We start from the raw sequence: 18,904 nt of genomic DNA, 5'->3' as shown, positions 1-18,904 counted from the left end.
TTCCGGAAGCGGCTCACCGATCCGGTAGGTGCCGCCGTCAGTTCCTTGCTCATGTCACCCGATCTCTAGAGGGGGGGTCGCAGCCCCCGTCCGGAACGTGGAACCCGGAGCGGACGACTGCGCTGCCCATCTCTTCCGAGATGGACCTGCGCCATGGATATCGCCTGCAGAGCGAGCCCCGGCAGGGCTAAGCGTGAACTTGGCCCCCCTCTTAGCCCCCCTGATGGCCCGGTGCGCACCCGTCCCGAACCTGCTGCCCACCGACCGTGAGCGCGCCCCGACGCCGGCCCGAGCTCGAGCCCACTGAGACAACCCAGGCGAGGACGCCCCAGCTGGAGCTGGTCCTCGTGACGTCGCGGCTGCGCAGCGGGGCGTCACGAACGAGGTCGCGGGTGCCGCCTGCCGACGACCTGAGCCTGGGCGGCTGTCCGTGCCGGCGACTAGGGTCGCCCCGTGACCGACACCCCACGCTCGCTCGAGTGGATCGAGCGTCTCGTCCGCATCGACACCACCAGCCGCGGCTCCAACCTCGAGCTGATCGAGGTGGTCGCCGAGGAGCTGCGCCGCCACGGCGTCGAGCCCGACATCCGGCCCGACCCGACGGGGCAGAAGGCCAACCTGCTGGCCACCATCCCCGCCGCGGACGGCAGCCGCACCGGCGGGGTGGTGCTGAGCGGGCACACCGACGTCGTCCCGGTCGACGACCAGGAGTGGACCAGCGACCCGTTCGCGCCGGAGGTCCGCGACGGACGTCTGTACGGCCGCGGCACCTGCGACATGAAGGGCTACCTCGGCGTCATCGTGGCGGCCCTGCCCGAACTCACCTCGGCGCGGCTGCGCGAGCCGGTGCACCTGGCCTTCAGCTACGACGAGGAGCTCGGCTGCCTGGGCGGCTGGCCGATGGTCGAGGCGATCGGCGAGCTCGGGCTGGCCCCGCGGGTGTGCGTGGTGGGCGAGCCCACCTCGATGCGGGTGGTCCGCGGGCACAAGTCGGTCAACACCGTGCACGTCACCTTCACCGGCGTCGCCGCGCACTCCTCGCTGACCCCGCAGGGCGTCAACGCCATCGAGCACGCGGCCCGCTTCATCAGCGCCGTCCGGCAGATCGCCGACGGCTGGCGCGCCGACGGCCCGCACGACGAGGCGTACCTGGTGCCGGCCAGCACCGCCAGCGTCAACATCGTCCACGGCGGGATCGCCGGCAACACCGTCCCCGACCGCTGCCGGGTCGAGCTGGAGTTCCGCACCATCGACGCGGTCGACCCGCAGCAGGTGGTCGACCGGCTCCGGGCCGAGGCGGCCGAGGTCGAGCAGCAGATGCAGGCCGAGCAGCCCGGCGCCCGCGTCCAGGTCGACGTCCCGGCGATGGTGCCCGGGCTCGACACCCCCACCGACTCCCCCGCTCTCGCGATGCTCCGCGACCTCGGGCTGGAGGTGGCGGAGGGGAAGGTCACCTACGGCACCGAGGCCGGCCAGTTCGCCGGCACCGGGATCGCCACGGTGGTCTGCGGCCCCGGTGACATCGCCCAGGCCCACGCCGCCGACGAGTACGTCGAGCTGAGCCAGGTCGAGGAGTGCGAGCATTTCCTCGACCGGCTCGTCGCGTCCCTGGCAGAGGACGGCTAGAGCCGGTAGCGCAGCACCCGTCCCATCGTGCGGAAGGCGGGCACGGCCAGCGCCACCTTCAGCTGCCGGCGCATCTTCGGCGACAGCCGGTCGCGGACGTCCTCGGTGACCATGTCCTCCACCCCGGCCACCTGCAGCAGGGTCATCCCGAGCGCCTCCAGCGCGTACGGGTCGTCGATCCCCCAGCCGAGCACCGCCCGGCTGCGGCGCACCACCCGGTTGAGCCACTGCAGCCGGATGCCGAGGCTGGAGTAGGTGTCGAAGACCGCCTCGCCGCCCGGTCCCTGGCGGCCGAAGCGGTCCGACAGCCGGGTGAGCAGCGCGGCGCCGGTCTCGGGACGCAGGTACATCGTCAGCCCCTCGGCCACCACCAGGGTCGGACGTCCGTAGGGCACCTCGTCCAGCCACTCCCGCCCGGTGACGTCGGCGACGATGCTGTGCTGGCGCTCACCGGCGGGTGGGAGCACCGAGGCGCGGACGGCCATCACGTCGGGCTGGTCCACCTCGTACCAGTCGACGTCCGGCCCGGGCTGCAGCCGCTGGTAGCGGGTGTCCAGCCCGCAGCCCAGGTGCAGCACCACCGCGTCGGGGTGCTCGTCGAGGAAGGGCCGGCACCAGCGGTCGACCAGGCGGGCCCGGAGCGCGATCGACAGCGCCAGGTCGGCGTCGACCCCGAGCCGGTCGACGTCGGCCTCCACGCGGGCCAGCGCCTCGGCGGCCCAGCGGTCGCCCAGCACGGGCTCGTCCAGGCCGGCGTCCAGCGCCCGGCCGGCCAGCGTGCCGAGCATGGTCAGCTGCTCACCGTGCAGGGACACCCGCTGCGCGCTCGTCATGGGGGTGAGTCTGCTCCGGTCCGGCGCCCTTGTCAGCAGCCCTCATCCCGGTTCGGCGCCGCCACGCGGGGTACGTGCCGGGCCAGGCCAGGACCGACGGGTTGGGGTGGCAGATGAGGCTGGGGACGAGCGTCGTGGTCGGCGCGCTGGGAGTGGGGGCGGGTGCGCTGGTGCGCCGGCTCTGGGCGCGGGGTTCCGCGCAGGCGGAGACCTCGCGGGAGCGGTGGCTGGTGGTCACCGTGCTGCTGCCGGAGGACGAGGTGGCTCCCGCCGGTCGCCTGCCCGAGCCGCTGGCGGAGCTGGGCGACCGGATCGAGGTCGAGGTGCGGCCCGCGCCGGGCGACAAGGGCACCGAGATCGCGGCCCGCTACCGCGACCCGAAGGAGGAGCACGCCGGGCTCGCCTCGCGGGTCGAGGGCGAGTCCCCGCGCCAGCAGCTGCGCTCGGCACTGCGGCGCAGCAAGCAGCTCCTCGAGGTGGGCGAGGTGCTCCGGGTCAGCCCGGCCCCGCACGGCGAGCGCAGCGCCACGCCGGGCGGCGCGCTGCTGGAGAAGGTCACCGAGGTCGGACGCAAGGAGGGACGGCTGTGAGGGCACTGTGCTGGACCGGGGTCAACAAGCTCTCGGTGGAGACCGTGGAGGACCCGACGCTGCTCAACGCCGAGGACGTCATCGTCAAGGTCACGCTGGGCACGAGCTGCGGGTCGGACCTGCACCTGATCGGCGGCTACATCCCCTTCATGCGCTCCGGGGACATCCTGGGCCACGAGTTCATGGGCGAGGTGGTCGAGGTCGGCTCCGAGGTGCGCAGGCACCAGGTGGGTGACCGCGTCGTGGTCTGCTCCTTCATCGCCTGCGGACGCTGCTGGTACTGCCGCCAGCAGCTGTTCTCGCTGTGCGACAACGGCAACCCCAACCCCGCCATCACCGAGGCGCTGTGGGGTTTCGCCCCCGGCGGCTGCTTCGGCTACTCCCACGCCATGGGCGGCCACGCCGGCAGCCACGCCCAGTACGTCCGCGTCCCCTACGCCGACCACGGTGCGTTCCCGGTGCCCGACGGCGTGGACGACATGACCGCGCTCTTCGCCTCCGACTCCGCCGCCACCGGCTGGACGGGCGCCGACCTCGGTGAGGTACGTCCCGGTGACACGGTCGCGGTCTGGGGTGCCGGCGGGGTGGGCCAGATGGCCGCGGCCGCCGCCTGGGCCCGCGGTGCGGAGCGGGTGGTCGTCATCGACCGGCTGGTCAACCGGCTGCAGCAGGCCGAGCAGCACGTCTCGGCCGAGACGCTCAACTACGAGGAGACCGACATCGGCGGCGAGCTGCGCGAGCTGACCGGCGGACGCGGCCCGGACGTCTGCATCGAGGCAGTGGGGATGGAGGCCCACACCACCGGACCGATGCAGATCTACGACCAGGTCAAGCAGCAGCTGCGGCTGCAGACCGACCGGCCGAGCGCGGTCCGGGAGGCGGTGCACGCCTGCCGCAAGGGAGGCACGGTGTTCACCCTCGGCGTCTTCGCCGCCGTCGTGGACAAGTTCCCCCTCGGCGCCGTGATGAACAAGGGTCTGACGCTGCGGGGGGCGCAGATGCACGGGCACCGCTACATCCCCGAGATCCTGGAGCGGATGGCAGCGGGCACCCTCACGACGGCCCATCTGGCCACCCACGTGATGTCGCTGGAGGACGCGCCGAAGGGCTACCAGATGTTCAAGGACAAGGAGGACGGTTGCGTCCGCGCCGTCTTCCGCCCCCACGACTGACTCCGGGCACCACGCAGGTGGTGCGGTCGTCCCGCACCCCCTGCGCACCGGCGGCTCACTGCAGCGCGCGGACCTCGATCCGGCTCTGCAGCACCGCCGAGCACCGCTCGGCCCAACCGAGCGCGGTCTCCTGGTCGGCGGTCTCGATGATCCAGAACCCGCCGACGTACTCGCTGGCCTCGACGAAGGGCTGCGGCAGCCGCTGCACCTCCGGCCCGGTGGCGTCCACGGTGACCGCGGTCGACGGCGGCTGCAGACCGCCGGCGTGGACGAACGCCCCGGCGTCCTCCAGCGCGGTGGTGAAGTCGTCGACGGCGTCGGCCAGCGCCTCGAGCTCGGCAGGGTCCATCTCCTGCATCGACTCCATGGTGGGCTCGTCGGCGGTGTCGTGCGGGATGGTGAGGAAGTACTGGGTCATGGTCGTGCTCCGTTCTCGTCGTGGGAAGGGGTGGCTCAGGCCTCGTCGGCCCACTCCTGGATCATCACCGGGCTGGCGTGGATGCAGACGATCCGCAGCGTCCCGACGCCGGTGTTGGTGAAGCGGTGCCAGACGTCGGCGGGGGCGACGGCGGTGTCACCGGCCCGGGCGACGACGGTCTGGTCGCCGACGACGATGGTGGCCTCGCCCTCCAGCACGCTCCAGGTCTCGTCGTAGGGGTGACGGTGCAGACCGGGGCCCTGACCGGGGTCGGAGGTGACGAGGAAGAACGAGACGGTCGAGCCGTACGGCTGGCCCTCGAACCGCAGGGTGCGGCTCTGCCCGATGAGGAGGGCGTCGGCGGGGATCGCGAGCGAGCTGGTCATGGGAGTTCTCCTTTCCGGTGGAGCCGGGTGCTCCGATGGCTCCACCCTCCGCGCGCTGGCACCGGGCTGACTACGCTTTCGACGTGCATCGAAAGCTGGTCGAGTTCCGGCTGGGCTCCAGCGACATCTCGGCCGTCCGGTTCGGCATCTCCCCTGGTCACGAGCTGGTGCACGCGGTCCGGGTGCTGCTGCGGCCGCAGACCGCGCCGCTGCACTGGGGCTGGTTCCGCACGCTGGCGCAGCCGCCCGCCGGGGCGTTCCGGCTGATGGCGGTGGTCTCCGGCGCCGACGGCTACCTGCCCGACTTCCTCACCGCCACCCCCTCGGGTGACATGAGCCCGGAGGAGGAGGCGGCGCGGCTGCGGGAGGTGCCGACCGAGCGGCTCCAGATCGACCTGCACAAGCGGGTGCTCCGCTCCACCGGCGCGGTCCAGGACGAGCTGCGGACGCTGCTCGCCGACCCCGACCGGACCCGCACCCGGATCGCCGCCGCCTGGCAGGAGGTGTGGGACGCCCTGCTGGCGCCGGTCTGGCCCCAGCTGCTCCGGCTCATGCGTGCCGACGTCGCCGTCCGCGCCCGTCGGATGAGCGATGCGGGGCTGGGCGAGATGGCCAGCACCCTGCACACGACGGTCAGCTGGGACGACGAGGTGGTGCAGGTCGAGATGCGCGCCCACGAGGAGGTCGTGGACTGCGGCGGCACCGGGCTGGTGCTGGTGCCCTCGGTGATGATGGACCCCCGGGGCTGCTCGGTGCTCACCGAGAAGCCCGCGCAGCCGACGATCTTCTACCCGGCGCACGGGGTGTCGGAGACCTGGCACCGTGGCGGCGCGGACACGCTGGCCGCGCTCACCGCGCTGCTGGGGGCGGCGCGGGCGCAGCTGGTGCTCGAGCTGCAGCAGCCGCTGTCCACCTCGGAGTGCGCGCGGCTGACCGACCTGGCGGTCTCCACCGCCTCCCACCACCTCACCGTGCTGCGCGACGCCGGCCTGGTGGACAGCCGGCGCACCGGTGGGCGCGTCCTGCACACCCGGACCCCGCTCGGCGAGGCGCTGGCCGGCATCGGCTGAACCCGCTCGCGCCGGCCCGTCCGTGGCGCGAGGATGGGGGCATGGCCCGCCCGACCCGTCTGGTCACCTACGTCGACCCCGACGAGGACACCAGCCCCACCCGCTTCTCGGTCTCGGCCCGGCTGGAGGCGGTGCTCGACTCCGGCGAGCAGGTGGTGCTGCTGGACGACCGCGGCTGGGGCAGCTCGGGCGGGTGGGCGTACCAGGGCGTCGAGGAGGTCGCGCAGACGGCACGGGTGGTCGTCGGGCCGGACGAGCCGCCTCCGGGCCGGACGTCGGAGGAGGAGGCGGCGATGCACTGGGCCACGCTCGCGGGCGCGCTCACCGCCGCGGGCGTCGCGACCGACGCGACCACCTTGCGCGGGCTCCCGCACGACGTGGTCCTCGCCGAGGGCGTCCTGCGCCTGCTGCCGCCGGAGGCGGGGCACCGTGGCTGACGACCGGCCGGCGAGCGTGCAGGACGTCCACCGCTGCGCCGAGGCGATGCCGCACGTGGCGGTGGACCGCTCCGATCTCGACCACCCCGTCTACCGGGTCGGGGGCCGGCCGTTCGTCCTCTTCCGCACCCGCCGCCCCGACGCCGTCGACGTCACCACCGGCGAGCGCTACGACGACGTCATCGTGCTGTGGGTGGCCTCGGAGGAGGAGAAGCAGGTGCTGCTCTCCCAGCCCGGGACGCCGCTGTTCACCACCCCGCACTTCGACGGCCACCGCTCGGTGCTGCTGCGCGGGCGCGACGTCGGCCGGTTCAGCCGGCAGGAGGTGTTCGAGCTGGTCGCCGACGCCTGGCTCTCCCAGGCCTCCGCCCGCCGCGCTCGCGCCTGGCTCGACCAGCAGGGCTCCGCTGACGCCGGGTGCGCCTGACCTCCGGCGTGGCTAGCCTGCTCAGGCGCCAGCGGGAGACGTCGACAGATCGGAGCCGGGAGTGACTCAGCAGCCGTGGCCGACGGTGCCACCGACCGGTGCCGGCGGACCCTGGTGGGACGTCCTGCACGGGTGGGACGCCGAGCTGCAGCGCACGGGCCGGGTCGAGCTCCGGTCCACGGCCGGGCTGCGGGTCCTCGCGATCGCGCTGGCCGCCTTCGCCGGCGCGGTCTGCCTCGCTCCCGCCATCGCCCTGCCCATCGCCTTCGGCCCCGTCGCGCTCGTGTTCGCCACCGTCCCGCTGCTCCTCTGCACGGCGCTCCTCGTCGTGGTCGTCGTCCAGCAGACGCGGTTCCTGCGTCGGCACCTGGTCGTCACGGTCGACGGCATCGAGGTCACGGGTCTGGCCACGGTGCCCTGGCGCGACGTGCTGGCGACCCGGACCTCCCTCGAGGCGGTGCAGATCCGCGTGTCGACGGGTCGGGGCTCGCGGTGGCTGCCGGTGGGCACGCTCGAGGCGCCGTCCGCGCAGGTCGTCGCCTGGCTCGAGCTGGTGCGGCACCGGGCGCAGTCCGGGCGCTGAGCAGGCTACCCGCCGGCGTCTGAGCGCGTTCCCGGCACCGACGCGGTCGAGCCGGCCGGGTGGACGCCGGCACGGCGTCGCCGGGCCGCCAGCACCTCGTCCAGCTTGACGGCGACCACGCCCAGCATGATCACCGCCCCGCCGACCAGCTGACCCCCGGTCGGCAGCTGCCCGACGAACAGCCACGCCACCGCGACGGCGAAGACCACCTCGAACAGCCCCACGAACGAGGCCAGCGGGGCGCCGAGCCGTCGGGTCGCCGCGATGCCGGTGGCGTAGGCCAGCGCGGCGGCCACCAACGAGATGCCGAGCAGCGGCACCAGCGGGCTGGTCGCGATCCCCATCAGCACCACCGGCTCCGACGACCAGGCGAACGGCAGCAGCCCGACCGCGCCCACCGCGCCGAGCACCGCGCCCGCGCTCAGCAGTCCGCCGGCGGCCAGCACCAGTGGCGGCAGCCCGTCGTCGGTGCGTCCCGACATCAGGAAGTAGGCCGCGAGGGTCACCGCCGCCCCCAGCCCGAACAGGACGCCGACCGGGTCGAGCCGCATCCCGGCGAAGACGTCGAGGACCAGCACCAGACCGCCCATCGCCACCCCTGCGCCGGCCAGCCGCAGCCACCCCGGCCGCCGGCGGGTGCGTGCCCACACCAGGGCGACGATCAGCACCGGCGCGGTGTACTCCAGCAGCAGCGCCACCCCGACCGAGAGCCGGCTGACGGCGTAGAAGTAGCAGAGCTGGCAGGCGGCCATGGTGACCGCGCCGTAGAGGACGATCCGGGGCCAGCGGGTCCGCAGCAGCCCGAACCGGCCGCGCAGCTGCCACAGCGCCGGCCCGAGCAGGGCGAGCCCACCGAGGGCGAGCCGGACGGTGACCAGGGCGCCGGGCGTCCACCCGCTGGCCAGCAGCGCGGCGGCGAAGGCGCCGGAGGTGGAGAACGCGGCGGCGGAGAGGACGGCGAGCAGCGCGCCGGCGCTCGCCGGGCTCGGACGGTGGAGCGGCCGGGCTCCGGGGCCGGTGCCGACGTCGGGCACGGGCACAGCACCCACCAGGTCACCTCCACCTTCCACAGCGGCTCCATCGGTGGCCAGGGTGCAGCCACTCGGAGTCAGGAGCCAAACACGTCATGGTCCTGACAGTAGGACGTCCGGACGTCATGGGTCAACGGTTCTTCACTCCTGACGTGGACCCGTCGACGGCGGGCTGCGTCACAGCGCTGGTGACCGGGCACGGTCGCGCTAGCCTCGGGAGGCGTCCGGAACGAGCAGCACGACCGACGAGCGGGGGAGGTGAGCCGTGGCGATCTTCGCGGCCGACACCGAGGTGGCGCTGGCCTGCGCGGCCGCGCTCATCACCACCGCCGGCGATCCCGACACCCTGGGCACGCTCGACGAGCTCGCCGACTTCGTCCGGCGCTGGGGGTACACCGGCCGGGTCACCCGCACCCGGGCCGAGCTCGACGAGGTCCGCGCCCTGCGCCCGGTGCTGCGTGAGCTGTGGCAGGCCGAGGAGGACGAGGCGGTGGCCCTCACCAACCGGCTGCTCGCCGACGCCGGGGCCACCCCGCAGCTGGTCCGCCACGACAGCTGGAGCTGGCACCTGCACGCCACGACACCCGACGCGCCGCTGGCCACCCGGATCGCGGTGGAGACGGCGATGGCCTTCACCGACGTCATCCGCAGCGGTGAGCTGTCCCGGCTGCGCACCTGCTCCGGTCAGGGCTGCGACGACCCCGTGCTCGACCTCAGCAAGAACCGTTCCCGGCTCTACTGCGACACCAGCTGCGCCAACCGGACGCACGTGGCGGCCTACCGTGCACGCCAGGCCGGCACCGCCTGACCCTTCCCGTCCCCGTCCACCCGAGAGGAGACGCCTGTGCCACCGGTCCCCCAGGCCCTCAACCTGGTCTGGCCCGACACCGCCATCACCATCGCCGTGATCGTCCTCGCCGCGGTGGTGGTGCGGCTGCTGCTGGCCCGGGCCATCACCCGGATCGTCGCGGCGGCGGTCAGCCGCAGCGAGCGGCACACGCTGAAGTCCCCGGGCGGCCGGCTGCTCAAGCACACCACCGGGATCGGCAGCGAGCGCTACAAGCAGCGCGCCGAGACCCTGGGCTCGCTGCTGCGCAGCGTCAGCACCGCGCTCATCGTGGTGCTGACCGTGCTCACCATCATGTCCGAGATCGGGCTGCCGCTCGGGCCGCTGCTAGCCTCGGCGGGGATCGGCGGCATCGCGCTCGGCTTCGGCGCGCAGAGCCTGGTCAAGGACTACTTCGCCGGCATCTTCATGATCATCGAGGACCAGTACGGGGTCGGTGACTTCATCGACACCGGTGAGGCGACCGGCACGGTGGAGGAGGTGACGCTGCGCGTGACCCGGCTGCGGGATCCCACCGGCGTCGTCTGGTACGTCCGCAATGGCGAGATCGTCCGGATCGGCAACCAGTCGCAGGGCTGGTCGACCGCGATCGTCGACATCCCGGTGGCCTCCACCGAGGACCCGGCCCGCGTCATCGAGCTGCTCCGCGGCGCGGTCGCCGACGTCGCCCGGGAGGAGCAGTTCGCCGAGGACATCATCGAGGACCCGGCCGTGGTGGGGGTCGACTCCATCGTCGGCAACACCATGACGATCCGGATCCTCGGCAAGACCAAGACCAACGCGCAGTGGGCCCTGCAGCGGGAGATCCTCGAGCGCTGCCAGACCACGCTCGCCGCCGCCGGCATCAAGGGGCCGCCGGTCGTCCCGGGCGCCCCGCTCCCCGCGGTGTGACGAACTTGACGAATCGGCGGCTCCGACCGCATCCACGCGTGGGCCGTGTCGACAGCGGAAGTGCGGATCGGTTAGTGTCGTGCCTGTCGGATCCGTCTATCCCCCGAGGACGGATCCGACCTTGACTTTCTTGACAGGATCGACGCCGGTGCGGCTCTTCTGCACCGGCGTCGTCCTGTTCCCGGCGGAGGTCGCAGACGGCAGCGCGGGTGTGACGCGGGCCACGTGTTCGGGCACCCCGCCGCCTCGACCCGTCGGCTCAGACGGCGGCCGGCGCCCAGGGGACGAACCAGTCGCTGGCGGGCCAGCCCTCCCGGGTGCCCATCAGCTGGTACATGGTGGCCCCGTCGAGGCCCTCGCGGATGATGTCGGCGTGGCCGGCGTGCCGGCCCACCTCCTGCACGAGGTGCAGCAGCACCCAGCGCACCGACCAGCCGTCGACCCCCTGCGGCCACCACGGCGCGTCGTCGGGGACCGGGACGACCGCGTCCAGGTCGAGGGTCGGAACCACCTGGCGGACGCGCCGGCCGAGCTCGTCGAGCCGTGCGTCCCAGCTCTCCGCGGTGTCGGTGTCGGCGAGGAGGAAGTCGCTGCCGTAGTCCCCCATGGCGTACTCCGCGTCCCCGGCGAAGCGCCCGGGGGCGGCCTCGACGCGCTCGAGCCAGCCCAGCGCGGTGGCGTGCGCGTGCGACATCAGTGCGCCGACGCTGAGCGTGGAGGCCGTCGGGGTGGCGCGCAGCTGCTCGGGGGTCAGCCCGAAGCCGGCGTTGCGGATGCCGTCGAGCTGGGCGACGACGTAGTCGGCGAGCAGGGTGTGCTCGGAGGTGCTGGGAGCGACGGTGCCGGGCATGGACGGGGTCCTCTCTGTCGATGATGACCCCAGTCCACGCCCGGTTCCGGTCAACTCCTGTCCGCTAGCACCGGCTCACTGCAGGAAGATCTCCACCACCGGCAGCGCGACCTGCGGCGGGCGGATCGGCAGGGTGAGGGTGACCGTGCCCGCGGGCTGGCCGCCCATCGAGGTGTTCTGCGCCACCTGGCTCGGGTCGGCCTCGGCGAAGGCGATCTCCGAGGCGTCGTTCATCAGCTGGGCGTAGGCCACCTTCCCGGCGAGCCCGGGCAGGTGCACGTGACGCATCGGCCAGGCCAGCAGGTGCAGGTAGAGCCGGTCGCCGCGCTGGGTGTAGACCGCTCCGGGCGGCGGGGTGAACTCCGACGGCCCGGCGCCGTAGATGGACGCGGAGTGCAGGTCCATCCACTGCCCGATCTCGGCCAGGCGGGCGACGTCCGGCGGGTCGATCTCGCCGCGGCCGTTGGGCCCGACGTTGAGCAGCAGGTTGCCGCCCTTCGACACCCCGTCCACGAGCATCCGGATCAGCAGGTCGACCGGCTTGGCGTCGAGGTTGTCCCGGTCGTAGCCCCAGCTGCCGTTGATGGTCTGGCAGGCCTCCCACACCACCGGCTCGCCGTCGCGCAGCATCGGCCCCGACGGCTGGTACTGCTCCGGCGTGACGAGGTCGCCGGGGATGTCGAGGCGGTCGTTGACGATGATCCCGGGCTGCAGCTCCCGCGTCATCGCCATCAGCTCCTCCGAACCCCACGCCTCGCGACCCTTGCCCGGGAAGCGGAAGGCCGGCGGACGGCCGTCGGGGTAGGAGAAGTCGTAGAACAGGTAGGAGATCTCGCCGTAGTTCGTCAGCAGCTCACGCACCTGGCCGTGCAGGTACTCCCGGTACCTCGCGATGTCGCGGCCCTCGTTGAGCTTCTCCGCGTCGGGGTGGTCGCGCAGCGGGTGGACGTCGTCGATCGGGAAGTCGGGGTGGTGCCAGTCGATCACCGAGTGGTAGAAGCCGACCTTGAGCCCCGCGCCGCGCACCGCCTCGACGAACTCCGCAACCAGGTCGCGTCCGGCCGGCGTGTTGGTGGCCTTGTAGTCGGTGAGCGCGGAGTCCCACAGGCAGAAGCCCTCGTGGTGCTTGGTGGTGAGCACGACGTACTTCATCCCGGCGGCCCTGGCGGCCTCGGCCCACTTCACCGGGTCGTAGCGGTCCACCAGGAACCGCTCGGCGTACTTCTCGTAGCGCTCGGGCTCGATCCGCTCCCGGTTCTGCACCCACTCGTGGCGTGCCAGCAGGCTGTACAGCCCCCAGTGCACGAACATGCCGAAACGGTCGTGGGTGAACCACTGCTGGTCCTCGGGCATCGATGCCAGTCCTCTCGCGGCGCCGGGCCGGCGATCCGATCGAGCGGGCGCCAGCGCCAAGTCATCGGATCACTTTCGGGTGGTCGTCATGCTGGCACGTCACCCGGGTGCCGTCCAGAGCCCACCGGCGTCTTTCCCGGACGCCGTGCGCAGCTCGCCGACCCGCACGATGTCTCTACTGGTCGACGCGCGGTCGACCACGTCGGGCGCTGGGGTCCACCCCTCATCGTGGTGGCAAGAACTTCTCACCACAAGTGGTTGATCTTTCCGGCTAAACATCAGATGCTTCCAGGCAAAGGTCGGAGTGGTCCGACCCTGGCCACAAGGAAGTGCCCATGTCCCCGAACGTCTTCTCCTCGCAGCTGAGCCGGCGGAACCTCTTCCGCGGGACGGCGGTCGGCCTCGGCGCCCTGGCCGCCGGTCCGACGCTGGCGGCCTGCTCCGGCGGTGCCGACGACCCCAACGCCCCGGCCGGGATCGACGACGTGCCGAAGATCGAGCTCGGCCCGCCGCGCACCGACATCACCTACCCCGAGGGCTACGTCGGACCGCGGGCGCACGACCGGGCACCGTTCGGCGACGGCACCACGACGTTCCGGGTGGTGGTGCCCCAGGACGCCACCAACGTCGGCGACTGGGCGACCAACGCGACGTCGGCGGAGATGGAGCGGCGCACCGGGCTGAAGATCGAGTACGTCCCGGTGCTGGTGCGCGGCACCGACGGCTCGATCGACATGACCAAGATCAACGCGATGCTCGCCAGCGGCGACCTGCCCGACGCCTTCCTCGGCATCCCCTTCACCACCGCCCAGCTCTCGCTGTACGGCCAGCAGGGCCTGTTCGTCGCCCTCGACGACTACATCGAGACCTACGCGCCGATGACCCGCCAGGCGATGGCGGAGTACCCCGACCTGCGCGGGCTGAAGGTCAGCACCGACAACAAGCTCTACACGATGCTCGGCGTCAACGACTGCTACCACTGCCGCTCGTCGAACAACCGGGCCTGGGTGTCGCAGAGCTACCTGGACAAGGTCGGCGGGACGATGCCGGAGACCACCGACGACCTGCGCGAGCTGCTGCTGGAGTTCAAGAACCAGAACCCCTCGGGCAAGTCCGGCTTCCTGCCCTTCGCCTCCTCGGAGTCGACGCCGATCGACACCTACTTCATGAACGCCTTCACCTACAACCCCGGCAACCCCGGCGGCAACCGGACCGGCGGCTGGCTGCGGCTCAACGGCGGCACGGTCGAGTTCGTGGCGAACACCCCGGAGTGGCGGGAGGGGCTGCGCTACCTGCACCAGCTGGGCCAGGACGGCACCCTCACGCGGGCCACCTTCTCGATGAAGGACACCGAGCTGCAGCAGAACGGCAACAAGGGCCTGGTCGGCTTCGCCCGGGCGTACTGGTGGGGATCGTTCTTCAACCCCATCAACCTCGACATGGACGAGCCCTGGCGCGACTACGTCGCGGTGCCGCCGCTCAAGGGTCCGGCCGGGGTGCAGTACACCGGCTGGGACTACTACGGCTACTACACCGACGCCCTGCAGATCACCTCGGCCTGCGCCAGCCCCGAGCTGCTGGTGCAGTGGACCGACTACATGATGGATCTCGAGGCCACCATGTGGACCTACGCCGGCATCAAGGACGACAACTGGAGCTTCGACCACAGCGGGAAGGGCATCAACGGCAAGACGTCGCTGTTCGCCAACAAGCTGTTCCCGGCCCCCGCCGGCCAGTCCTGGGGCCAGTACGCGGTGATGTACCGCTCCTCGGACTTCCGTCTCGGTGAGAAGGTCGACCCGAGCGCGCCGACCTTCGAGGCCGGGCTGTACGAGGCGGGTCAGGCCTACGAGGCCTACGCCCAGCCCAAGGAGATGCAGCTCCCGCCGCTGATCATCTCCGACGCCGACGCGGCCGCGGTGGCCGACACCGCCACGGCCGTGACCGCCGCGGTGAAGACCGGGCTGGCGCAGTTCAGCCTCGGTGAGCTGGATCCGAACAACGACGCCGACTGGCAGAGCTACACCGACCAGTTCACCGCGATGGGCATCGACGCCTACCTGCAGGCCCACCAGGCTGCCTACGAGAGCCGACCCGCATGAGGTGCGGAGGCGAGCGGGACGGCGTCCGATGAAGATCCGGGACACCGCGGGCGACCGGACCTTCCACGTCGTCAACGTGGCGATCCTGTCCGTCTTCACGATCCTCGTGCTCTACCCGCTCATCTTCGTGGTCAGCGCGTCGTTCTCCAGCGCCGAGGCGATCGCGAACCAGGAGGTCTACCTGTGGCCGGTCGGGTTCAACGCCGAGGCGTACTCGACGGTGCTGGCCTCGCCCAACCTCATCACCGGGTTCGTCAACTCGGTCTTCTACACCGTGGTCGGGGCGCTCATCGGCACCGTGCTGACGGTGCTGGCGGGTTATGCGATCTCCCGTGACGACCTGCCGTTCCGCAAGTCGCTGACGTTCTTCTTCCTCATCCCGACGCTGGTCTCGGCCGGCATCGTGCCCACCTACATCGTGGTGCGCCAGATGGGGCTGCTGGACACCCGGTGGGCGATCCTGCTGCCGGGCGCGATGAGCGTCTTCAACGTCATCATCACCCGCACCTTCTACAAGATGAACGTGCCCAACGAGATGCTGGAGGCGGCCCGGGTGGACGGCGCCAGCGACTTCAACTTCTTCTTCCGGGTGGCGCTGCCGCTGTCCAAGCCGATCATCGCGGTGAACCTGCTCTTCTACGGCCTGGCGCAGTGGAACGGCTGGTTCTCGGCCTTCCTCTACACCAACTCCCCGGACCTGGCCCCGATCCAGCTGGTGCTGCGCGAGCTCCTGGCGCAGAGCCAGGTGAACCCGGCGATGATCGGCGGCGGCGACGTCTCGGAGATCATCAAGAGACGCGAGCTGTTCGACAAGCTGAAGTACGCGATGATCGTCATCGCGATGATCCCCCCGCTCATCGCCTACCCGTTCGTGCAGAAGCACTTCGTCAAGGGCGCGCTGATCGGATCGCTCAAGTGAGCGCGCCGCAGCAGGTCACCCGCCGGGTGCTCACCGACGTCGAGCGGACGACGGCGGAGGCGCTGCAACCGTCCCGGGAGCCGGAGCGCCGCCGGTCCACCAGCCTGGGCACCCGGCTGCGCCGGAGCTGGCAGCTGTACGTGCTGCTGATCCCGCCGGTCGTCTACTGCGTGCTCTTCCTGTACTGGCCGATGTACGGGCTGCAGCTGGCGTTCAAGGACTTCAACCTCACCAAGGGCATCACCGGAAGCCCCTGGGCCGGGTTCAAGTACATCGAGCAGTTCGTCAGCTCCTACCTGTTCTGGCCGGTGCTGTGGAACACCATCGTGCTCAACCTGTACGCGCTGGTGGCCCTGTTCCCACTGCCGATCATCCTGGCGCTGCTGCTCAACCAGGTGCGCAGCAGCAAGTTCCGCAAGACGGTGCAGATGATCACCTATGCGCCGTACTTCATCTCGGTGGTGGTGCTGGTCGGCATCGTGCTGATGCTGTTCTCGCCCAACACCGGCATCGTCAACGTGCCGATCCGGGAGCTGACCGGCCAGCCGATCGACTTCCTCGGCCCGGACATGTTCCGCCACACCTACGTGTGGTCCGGTGCCTGGCAGACGCTGGGCTACTCCGCGATCATCTACCTCGCCGCGTTGGCCGGCGTGGATCCGGAGCTGCACGAGGCGGCACGGGTGGACGGCGCGGGGGTGCTGAGACGGATGTGGCACATCGACCTGCCCAGCATCCTGCCGGTGACGATCACCCTGCTGATCCTCAACATGGGCCAGATCCTCACCACCGGCTTCGAGAAGGTGCTGCTGATGCAGACCCCGCTCAACACCTCGGTCTCGCAGGTGATCGACACCTACTCCTTCCAGGTGGCGTTCAACTCCCAGATCCCGCAGTACTCCTACGCGACCGCGATCGGGCTGTTCAAGTCGGTGATCTCGCTGGTGCTCATCCTGCTGGCCAACTGGCTGGCCCGCCGGGTGGCCAAGCAGAGCCTCTTCTGACCGCCGGTCGGGGCGCTGCCGATCCACCCGCAGCGCCCCGACCCGAGCGCCCCGAGTCCACCCCCCAAACGCCCTGAGCCTGTCGAAGGGCGAGGACCCGAACCACCTCGGAACGCTCCCTTGACCCTGCCCCTGCGGCACGGTGTGCAGTGGTTCGCGACGGTGCCCGACCGGGCACCACACGACCGCTGGAAGGACCAGAGCATGACCGAGGTGCCGGGCCGAGGTGCCCCGCCGGAGCTCATCGACGTCGAGGACTTCTTCGCCGACCCCGACTTCGCCCACCCGCAGATCTCCCCGGACGGCACGCGGCTGGCGTACCTGGCCCCGCGGCACGGCCGCAACCAGGTGTGGGTGCGCGGCATCGAGCAGGAGCACGAGGACGCCGTCTGCGTCACCGACGACACCCGGCGAGGGATCAGCACGTACCAGTGGACCGACGACCCGCGCTGGCTGGTCTACCTGCAGGACACCGACGGCAACGAGGACTGGCACCTCTACCGGGTCGACCTCGAGGCCCCGGAGGAGCCGGCAGTCGACCTCACCCCGCTGGAGGCGGGCTCCCGGGTCTTCGGCATGGACACGCTGCCGGGAGAGCCGGGCACGCTGCTGGTGACGATGAACCGGCGTCCGATGTTCATCGACACCTTCACGCTCGACCTCGCCACCGGTGAGGCGACCGTGCACGCGGAGATCGACGACCCGACCACCAGCATCCTGTTCGACCTCCAGGGTCGGCCGGTGTTCAGCTCGCGGCTGACCGCGGAGGGCAGCTACGAGTTCACCGCGCTCGACCCCGACGGCGGGAGCCGGGTGCTGCTCACCGTCGGCGGCGCGGAATACCCGGTCGGCGTCCAGCCCCAGCAGGTGACACCGGACGGTCGCGGGCTGCTGCTGGGCCTCTACGGCGACTCCGACGACCTGCGCCTGGTGCGCGTGGACCACCAGTCCGGGGAGCAGACGGTCGTCGCTGCGCTCGAGGGGCACGACCTCGACGTCCTGGGCGCGATGGCTCCCGGCCTGCTGCCGCCGACGGTCTACACCCGACGCGGCGACGGGGAGATGCTGGCGGTCCGCTTCGTGGGGGGCCGGCCGATCATCAAGGTGCTCGACCCGCACTTCGAGGAGGTCTACGCCGCACTGGCGAAGCTGTCGGACGGGGTGCTGGGCACCCTCTCCTCCGACGAGTCCGGCCAGCGCTGGGTCGCCACCTTCGTCCACGACCGCCGACCGGGCGAGGCCTTCTTCTACGACCACGCGACCGGGGAGAGCCGCATGCTGTTCCGCGCCTTCGGCCACCTCGACCCGCAGGTACTGGCGCCGATGGAGCCGGTCACCATCCCTGCGCGGGACGGGTTGGCGCTGCCGTCCTACCTGACCCTGCCCGTCGGGGTGGAACCGACGAACCTGCCCCTGGTGGTCGCGGTGCACGGTGGGCCGTGGGCCTACGACTTCTGGGGCTACAGCTCGCTGGCGCAGTTCTTGGCCAACCGCGGCTACGCGGTGCTGCAGGTCAACTTCCGCGGCTCCGTGGGCTACGGGCGCCGGCACACCGTCAGCGCGATCGGCGAGTTCGGCGGGGCGATGCACGACGACCTGATCGACGCCGCCACCTGGGCGGTGGAGCAGGGCTACGCCGACCCGACCCGGATCGGCATCTACGGCGCGTCCTACGGCGGGTACGCCGCGCTGGTGGGGGTGACCGTCACGCCGGACTTCTTCGCCGCCGCGGTGGACTACGTCGGGATCTCCGACCTGGCCAACTTCATGCGGACGCTGCCGCCGTTCACCCGGCCCTACATGGCCAACAGCTGGTACCGCTACGTCGGCGACCCGGACGTCCCGGAGCAGGAGGCCGACATGCTGGCCCGCTCGCCGATCACCATGGTGGACAGGATCCGCACCCCGCTGCTGGTGGCCCAGGGCGCCAACGACGTCCGGGTGGTGCAGGCGGAGTCGGACAACATCGTCGCCTCGCTCCGCGAACGCGGCGTCCCGGTGGAGTACATCGTGGCCGAGGACGAGGGCCACGGCTTCGCCAACCCCGAGAACCGGATCCTGCTGCACCGCGCCATGGAGCGCCACTTCGCCGAGCACCTCGGCGGCCGCCGGGCCCCCGAGCCCGCCGAGGCCGACGCCACCACCTGACCCCCGTCTCTCCCTCGCCTCCCCCTCCCCCTCCCCGCTCGCCGCCGGTTCGAGGTCATCGCGCGCCTGCGGGCATCCGCTGATACCTCGGACCGGATGCGCTTCCCCTCGGTTCGAGGTGATCGTGGGCACCCGGACGTGGCGGATTCAAGGGGTGTGCGCAACAGTGAGTAGTTCGTTGAGTTTCTCAGCCGGGGTGGCGTAGTCCAAGACCTTG

The 18,904-nt window shown here is 71.5% G+C and carries 19 protein-coding genes; 13 read left to right on the top strand and 6 right to left on the bottom strand.

What is annotated here, in order from left to right; translation table 11 throughout:
- Positions 1-453: 453 nt before the first annotated feature.
- Positions 454-1,626: an acetylornithine deacetylase gene (argE, locus tag DT076_RS07475; protein ID WP_114126053.1), complete on the top strand. Its 1,173-nt coding sequence runs from the start codon at positions 454-456 to the stop codon at positions 1,624-1,626.
- Here the strand turns inward: argE and DT076_RS07470 are convergent.
- Positions 1,623-2,459: a class I SAM-dependent methyltransferase gene (locus DT076_RS07470; RefSeq protein WP_114126052.1), complete on the bottom strand. Its 837-nt coding sequence runs from the start codon at positions 2,457-2,459 to the stop codon at positions 1,623-1,625. The two genes, argE and DT076_RS07470, sit on opposite strands and share 4 nt — an antisense overlap.
- A gap of 113 nt (positions 2,460-2,572) precedes the next feature.
- Here DT076_RS07470 and DT076_RS07465 point away from each other — a divergent pair, with 113 nt between their 5' ends.
- Entirely contained in the window at positions 2,573-3,049 is a 477-nt protein-coding gene (locus DT076_RS07465) for a hypothetical protein (RefSeq protein WP_114126051.1), read from the top strand.
- Positions 3,046-4,221 (top strand): zinc-dependent alcohol dehydrogenase, encoded by a 1,176-nt coding sequence (locus DT076_RS07460; RefSeq protein WP_114126050.1) that lies wholly within the window; start codon positions 3,046-3,048, stop codon positions 4,219-4,221. Before DT076_RS07465 ends, DT076_RS07460 begins: the two co-directional genes overlap by 4 nt.
- Positions 4,222-4,276: 55 nt before the next feature.
- Here the strand turns inward: DT076_RS07460 and DT076_RS07455 are convergent, their stop codons facing one another.
- Positions 4,277-4,639 (bottom strand): YciI family protein, encoded by a 363-nt coding sequence (locus tag DT076_RS07455; RefSeq protein WP_114126049.1) that lies wholly within the window; start codon positions 4,637-4,639, stop codon positions 4,277-4,279.
- 35 nt (positions 4,640-4,674) lie between these two features.
- On the bottom strand, positions 4,675-5,025 hold the full coding sequence (locus DT076_RS07450; RefSeq protein WP_114126048.1) for a cupin domain-containing protein: 351 nt from the start codon (positions 5,023-5,025) through the stop codon (positions 4,675-4,677).
- A gap of 83 nt (positions 5,026-5,108) precedes the next feature.
- Between DT076_RS07450 and DT076_RS07445 the strand changes: the two genes are divergently transcribed.
- The 4 genes from DT076_RS07445 (at position 5,109) to DT076_RS07430 (ending at position 7,542) form a co-directional block, all read left to right on the top strand.
- Positions 5,109-6,095, top strand: coding sequence for a DUF5937 family protein (locus tag DT076_RS07445; protein WP_114126282.1), 987 nt, complete (start codon positions 5,109-5,111; stop codon positions 6,093-6,095).
- Between the two features lie 41 nt (positions 6,096-6,136).
- The gene (locus DT076_RS07440; protein WP_114126047.1) at positions 6,137-6,532 is read left to right on the top strand and encodes a hypothetical protein; all 396 of its coding nucleotides are present in this window, start codon (positions 6,137-6,139) and stop codon (positions 6,530-6,532) included.
- Positions 6,525-6,959, top strand: coding sequence for a hypothetical protein (locus DT076_RS07435; protein ID WP_114126046.1), 435 nt, complete (start codon positions 6,525-6,527; stop codon positions 6,957-6,959). Before DT076_RS07440 ends, DT076_RS07435 begins: the two co-directional genes overlap by 8 nt.
- 61 nt (positions 6,960-7,020) lie before the next feature.
- Complete coding sequence (locus tag DT076_RS07430; RefSeq protein ID WP_147264096.1) at positions 7,021-7,542, top strand: hypothetical protein; 522 nt, start codon at positions 7,021-7,023, stop codon at positions 7,540-7,542.
- Between the two features lie 5 nt (positions 7,543-7,547).
- Here the strand turns inward: DT076_RS07430 and DT076_RS07425 are convergent, their stop codons facing one another.
- Positions 7,548-8,591, bottom strand: a complete 1,044-nt coding sequence (locus DT076_RS07425) for an EamA family transporter (RefSeq protein ID WP_233493759.1) — start codon at positions 8,589-8,591, stop codon at positions 7,548-7,550.
- Between the two features lie 247 nt (positions 8,592-8,838).
- On the opposite strand from DT076_RS07425, the gene DT076_RS07420 reads away from it, so the two are divergent.
- On the top strand, positions 8,839-9,381 hold the full coding sequence (locus DT076_RS07420; protein WP_233493757.1) for a CGNR zinc finger domain-containing protein: 543 nt from the start codon (positions 8,839-8,841) through the stop codon (positions 9,379-9,381).
- A 36-nt stretch (positions 9,382-9,417) separates the two neighbouring features.
- Positions 9,418-10,311 (top strand): mechanosensitive ion channel family protein, encoded by an 894-nt coding sequence (locus DT076_RS07415; protein ID WP_114126044.1) that lies wholly within the window; start codon positions 9,418-9,420, stop codon positions 10,309-10,311.
- A 259-nt stretch (positions 10,312-10,570) separates the two neighbouring features.
- Here the strand turns inward: DT076_RS07415 and DT076_RS07410 are convergent, their stop codons facing one another.
- Complete coding sequence (locus tag DT076_RS07410; protein ID WP_114126043.1) at positions 10,571-11,161, bottom strand: mycothiol transferase; 591 nt, start codon at positions 11,159-11,161, stop codon at positions 10,571-10,573.
- Between the two features lie 75 nt (positions 11,162-11,236).
- Positions 11,237-12,514 (bottom strand): alpha-L-fucosidase, encoded by a 1,278-nt coding sequence (locus DT076_RS07405; RefSeq protein ID WP_114126042.1) that lies wholly within the window; start codon positions 12,512-12,514, stop codon positions 11,237-11,239.
- 335 nt (positions 12,515-12,849) lie between these two features.
- Between DT076_RS07405 and DT076_RS07395 the strand changes: the two genes are divergently transcribed.
- The 4 genes from DT076_RS07395 (at position 12,850) to DT076_RS07380 (ending at position 18,687) form a co-directional block, all read left to right on the top strand.
- A complete protein-coding gene (locus DT076_RS07395) occupies positions 12,850-14,616 on the top strand; it encodes a type 2 periplasmic-binding domain-containing protein (RefSeq protein WP_147264095.1) in 1,767 nt (588 codons plus the stop codon).
- Between the two features lie 28 nt (positions 14,617-14,644).
- Complete coding sequence (locus DT076_RS07390) at positions 14,645-15,535, top strand: carbohydrate ABC transporter permease (RefSeq protein ID WP_114126039.1); 891 nt, start codon at positions 14,645-14,647, stop codon at positions 15,533-15,535.
- Complete coding sequence (locus DT076_RS07385; protein WP_233493755.1) at positions 15,532-16,539, top strand: ABC transporter permease; 1,008 nt, start codon at positions 15,532-15,534, stop codon at positions 16,537-16,539. The genes DT076_RS07390 and DT076_RS07385 overlap by 4 nt, the downstream gene beginning before the upstream one ends.
- Before the next feature lie 204 nt (positions 16,540-16,743).
- Positions 16,744-18,687: a S9 family peptidase gene (locus DT076_RS07380; protein WP_114126278.1), complete on the top strand. Its 1,944-nt coding sequence runs from the start codon at positions 16,744-16,746 to the stop codon at positions 18,685-18,687.
- Positions 18,688-18,904: the final 217 nt, after the last annotated feature.

Origin of the sequence: Desertihabitans brevis, from assembly GCF_003327535.1 — a bacterium.
GTDB classification, from domain to species: Bacteria; Actinomycetota; Actinomycetes; order Propionibacteriales; family Propionibacteriaceae; genus Desertihabitans; species Desertihabitans brevis.
The sequence above is the reverse complement of the archived record's forward strand: the minus strand, read 5'-3'. Positions and strand labels throughout refer to the sequence as shown.

What these genes read in the sequence shown, in the direction of transcription:
- DT076_RS07470 (WP_114126052.1), bottom strand. Translation starts at nt 2,459, where the DNA reads ATGACGAGCGCGCAGCGGGTGTCCCTGCACGGTGAGCAGCTGACCATG.
- DT076_RS07465 (WP_114126051.1), top strand. Translation starts at nt 2,573, where the DNA reads ATGAGGCTGGGGACGAGCGTCGTGGTCGGCGCGCTGGGAGTGGGGGCG.
- DT076_RS07455 (WP_114126049.1), bottom strand. Translation starts at nt 4,639, where the DNA reads ATGACCCAGTACTTCCTCACCATCCCGCACGACACCGCCGACGAGCCC.
- DT076_RS07450 (WP_114126048.1), bottom strand. Translation starts at nt 5,025, where the DNA reads ATGACCAGCTCGCTCGCGATCCCCGCCGACGCCCTCCTCATCGGGCAG.
- DT076_RS07440 (WP_114126047.1), top strand. Translation starts at nt 6,137, where the DNA reads ATGGCCCGCCCGACCCGTCTGGTCACCTACGTCGACCCCGACGAGGAC.
- DT076_RS07410 (WP_114126043.1), bottom strand. Translation starts at nt 11,161, where the DNA reads ATGCCCGGCACCGTCGCTCCCAGCACCTCCGAGCACACCCTGCTCGCC.
- DT076_RS07405 (WP_114126042.1), bottom strand. Translation starts at nt 12,514, where the DNA reads ATGCCCGAGGACCAGCAGTGGTTCACCCACGACCGTTTCGGCATGTTC.
- DT076_RS07395 (WP_147264095.1), top strand. Translation starts at nt 12,850, where the DNA reads ATGTCCCCGAACGTCTTCTCCTCGCAGCTGAGCCGGCGGAACCTCTTC.
- DT076_RS07390 (WP_114126039.1), top strand. Translation starts at nt 14,645, where the DNA reads ATGAAGATCCGGGACACCGCGGGCGACCGGACCTTCCACGTCGTCAAC.
- DT076_RS07380 (WP_114126278.1), top strand. Translation starts at nt 16,744, where the DNA reads ATGACCGAGGTGCCGGGCCGAGGTGCCCCGCCGGAGCTCATCGACGTC.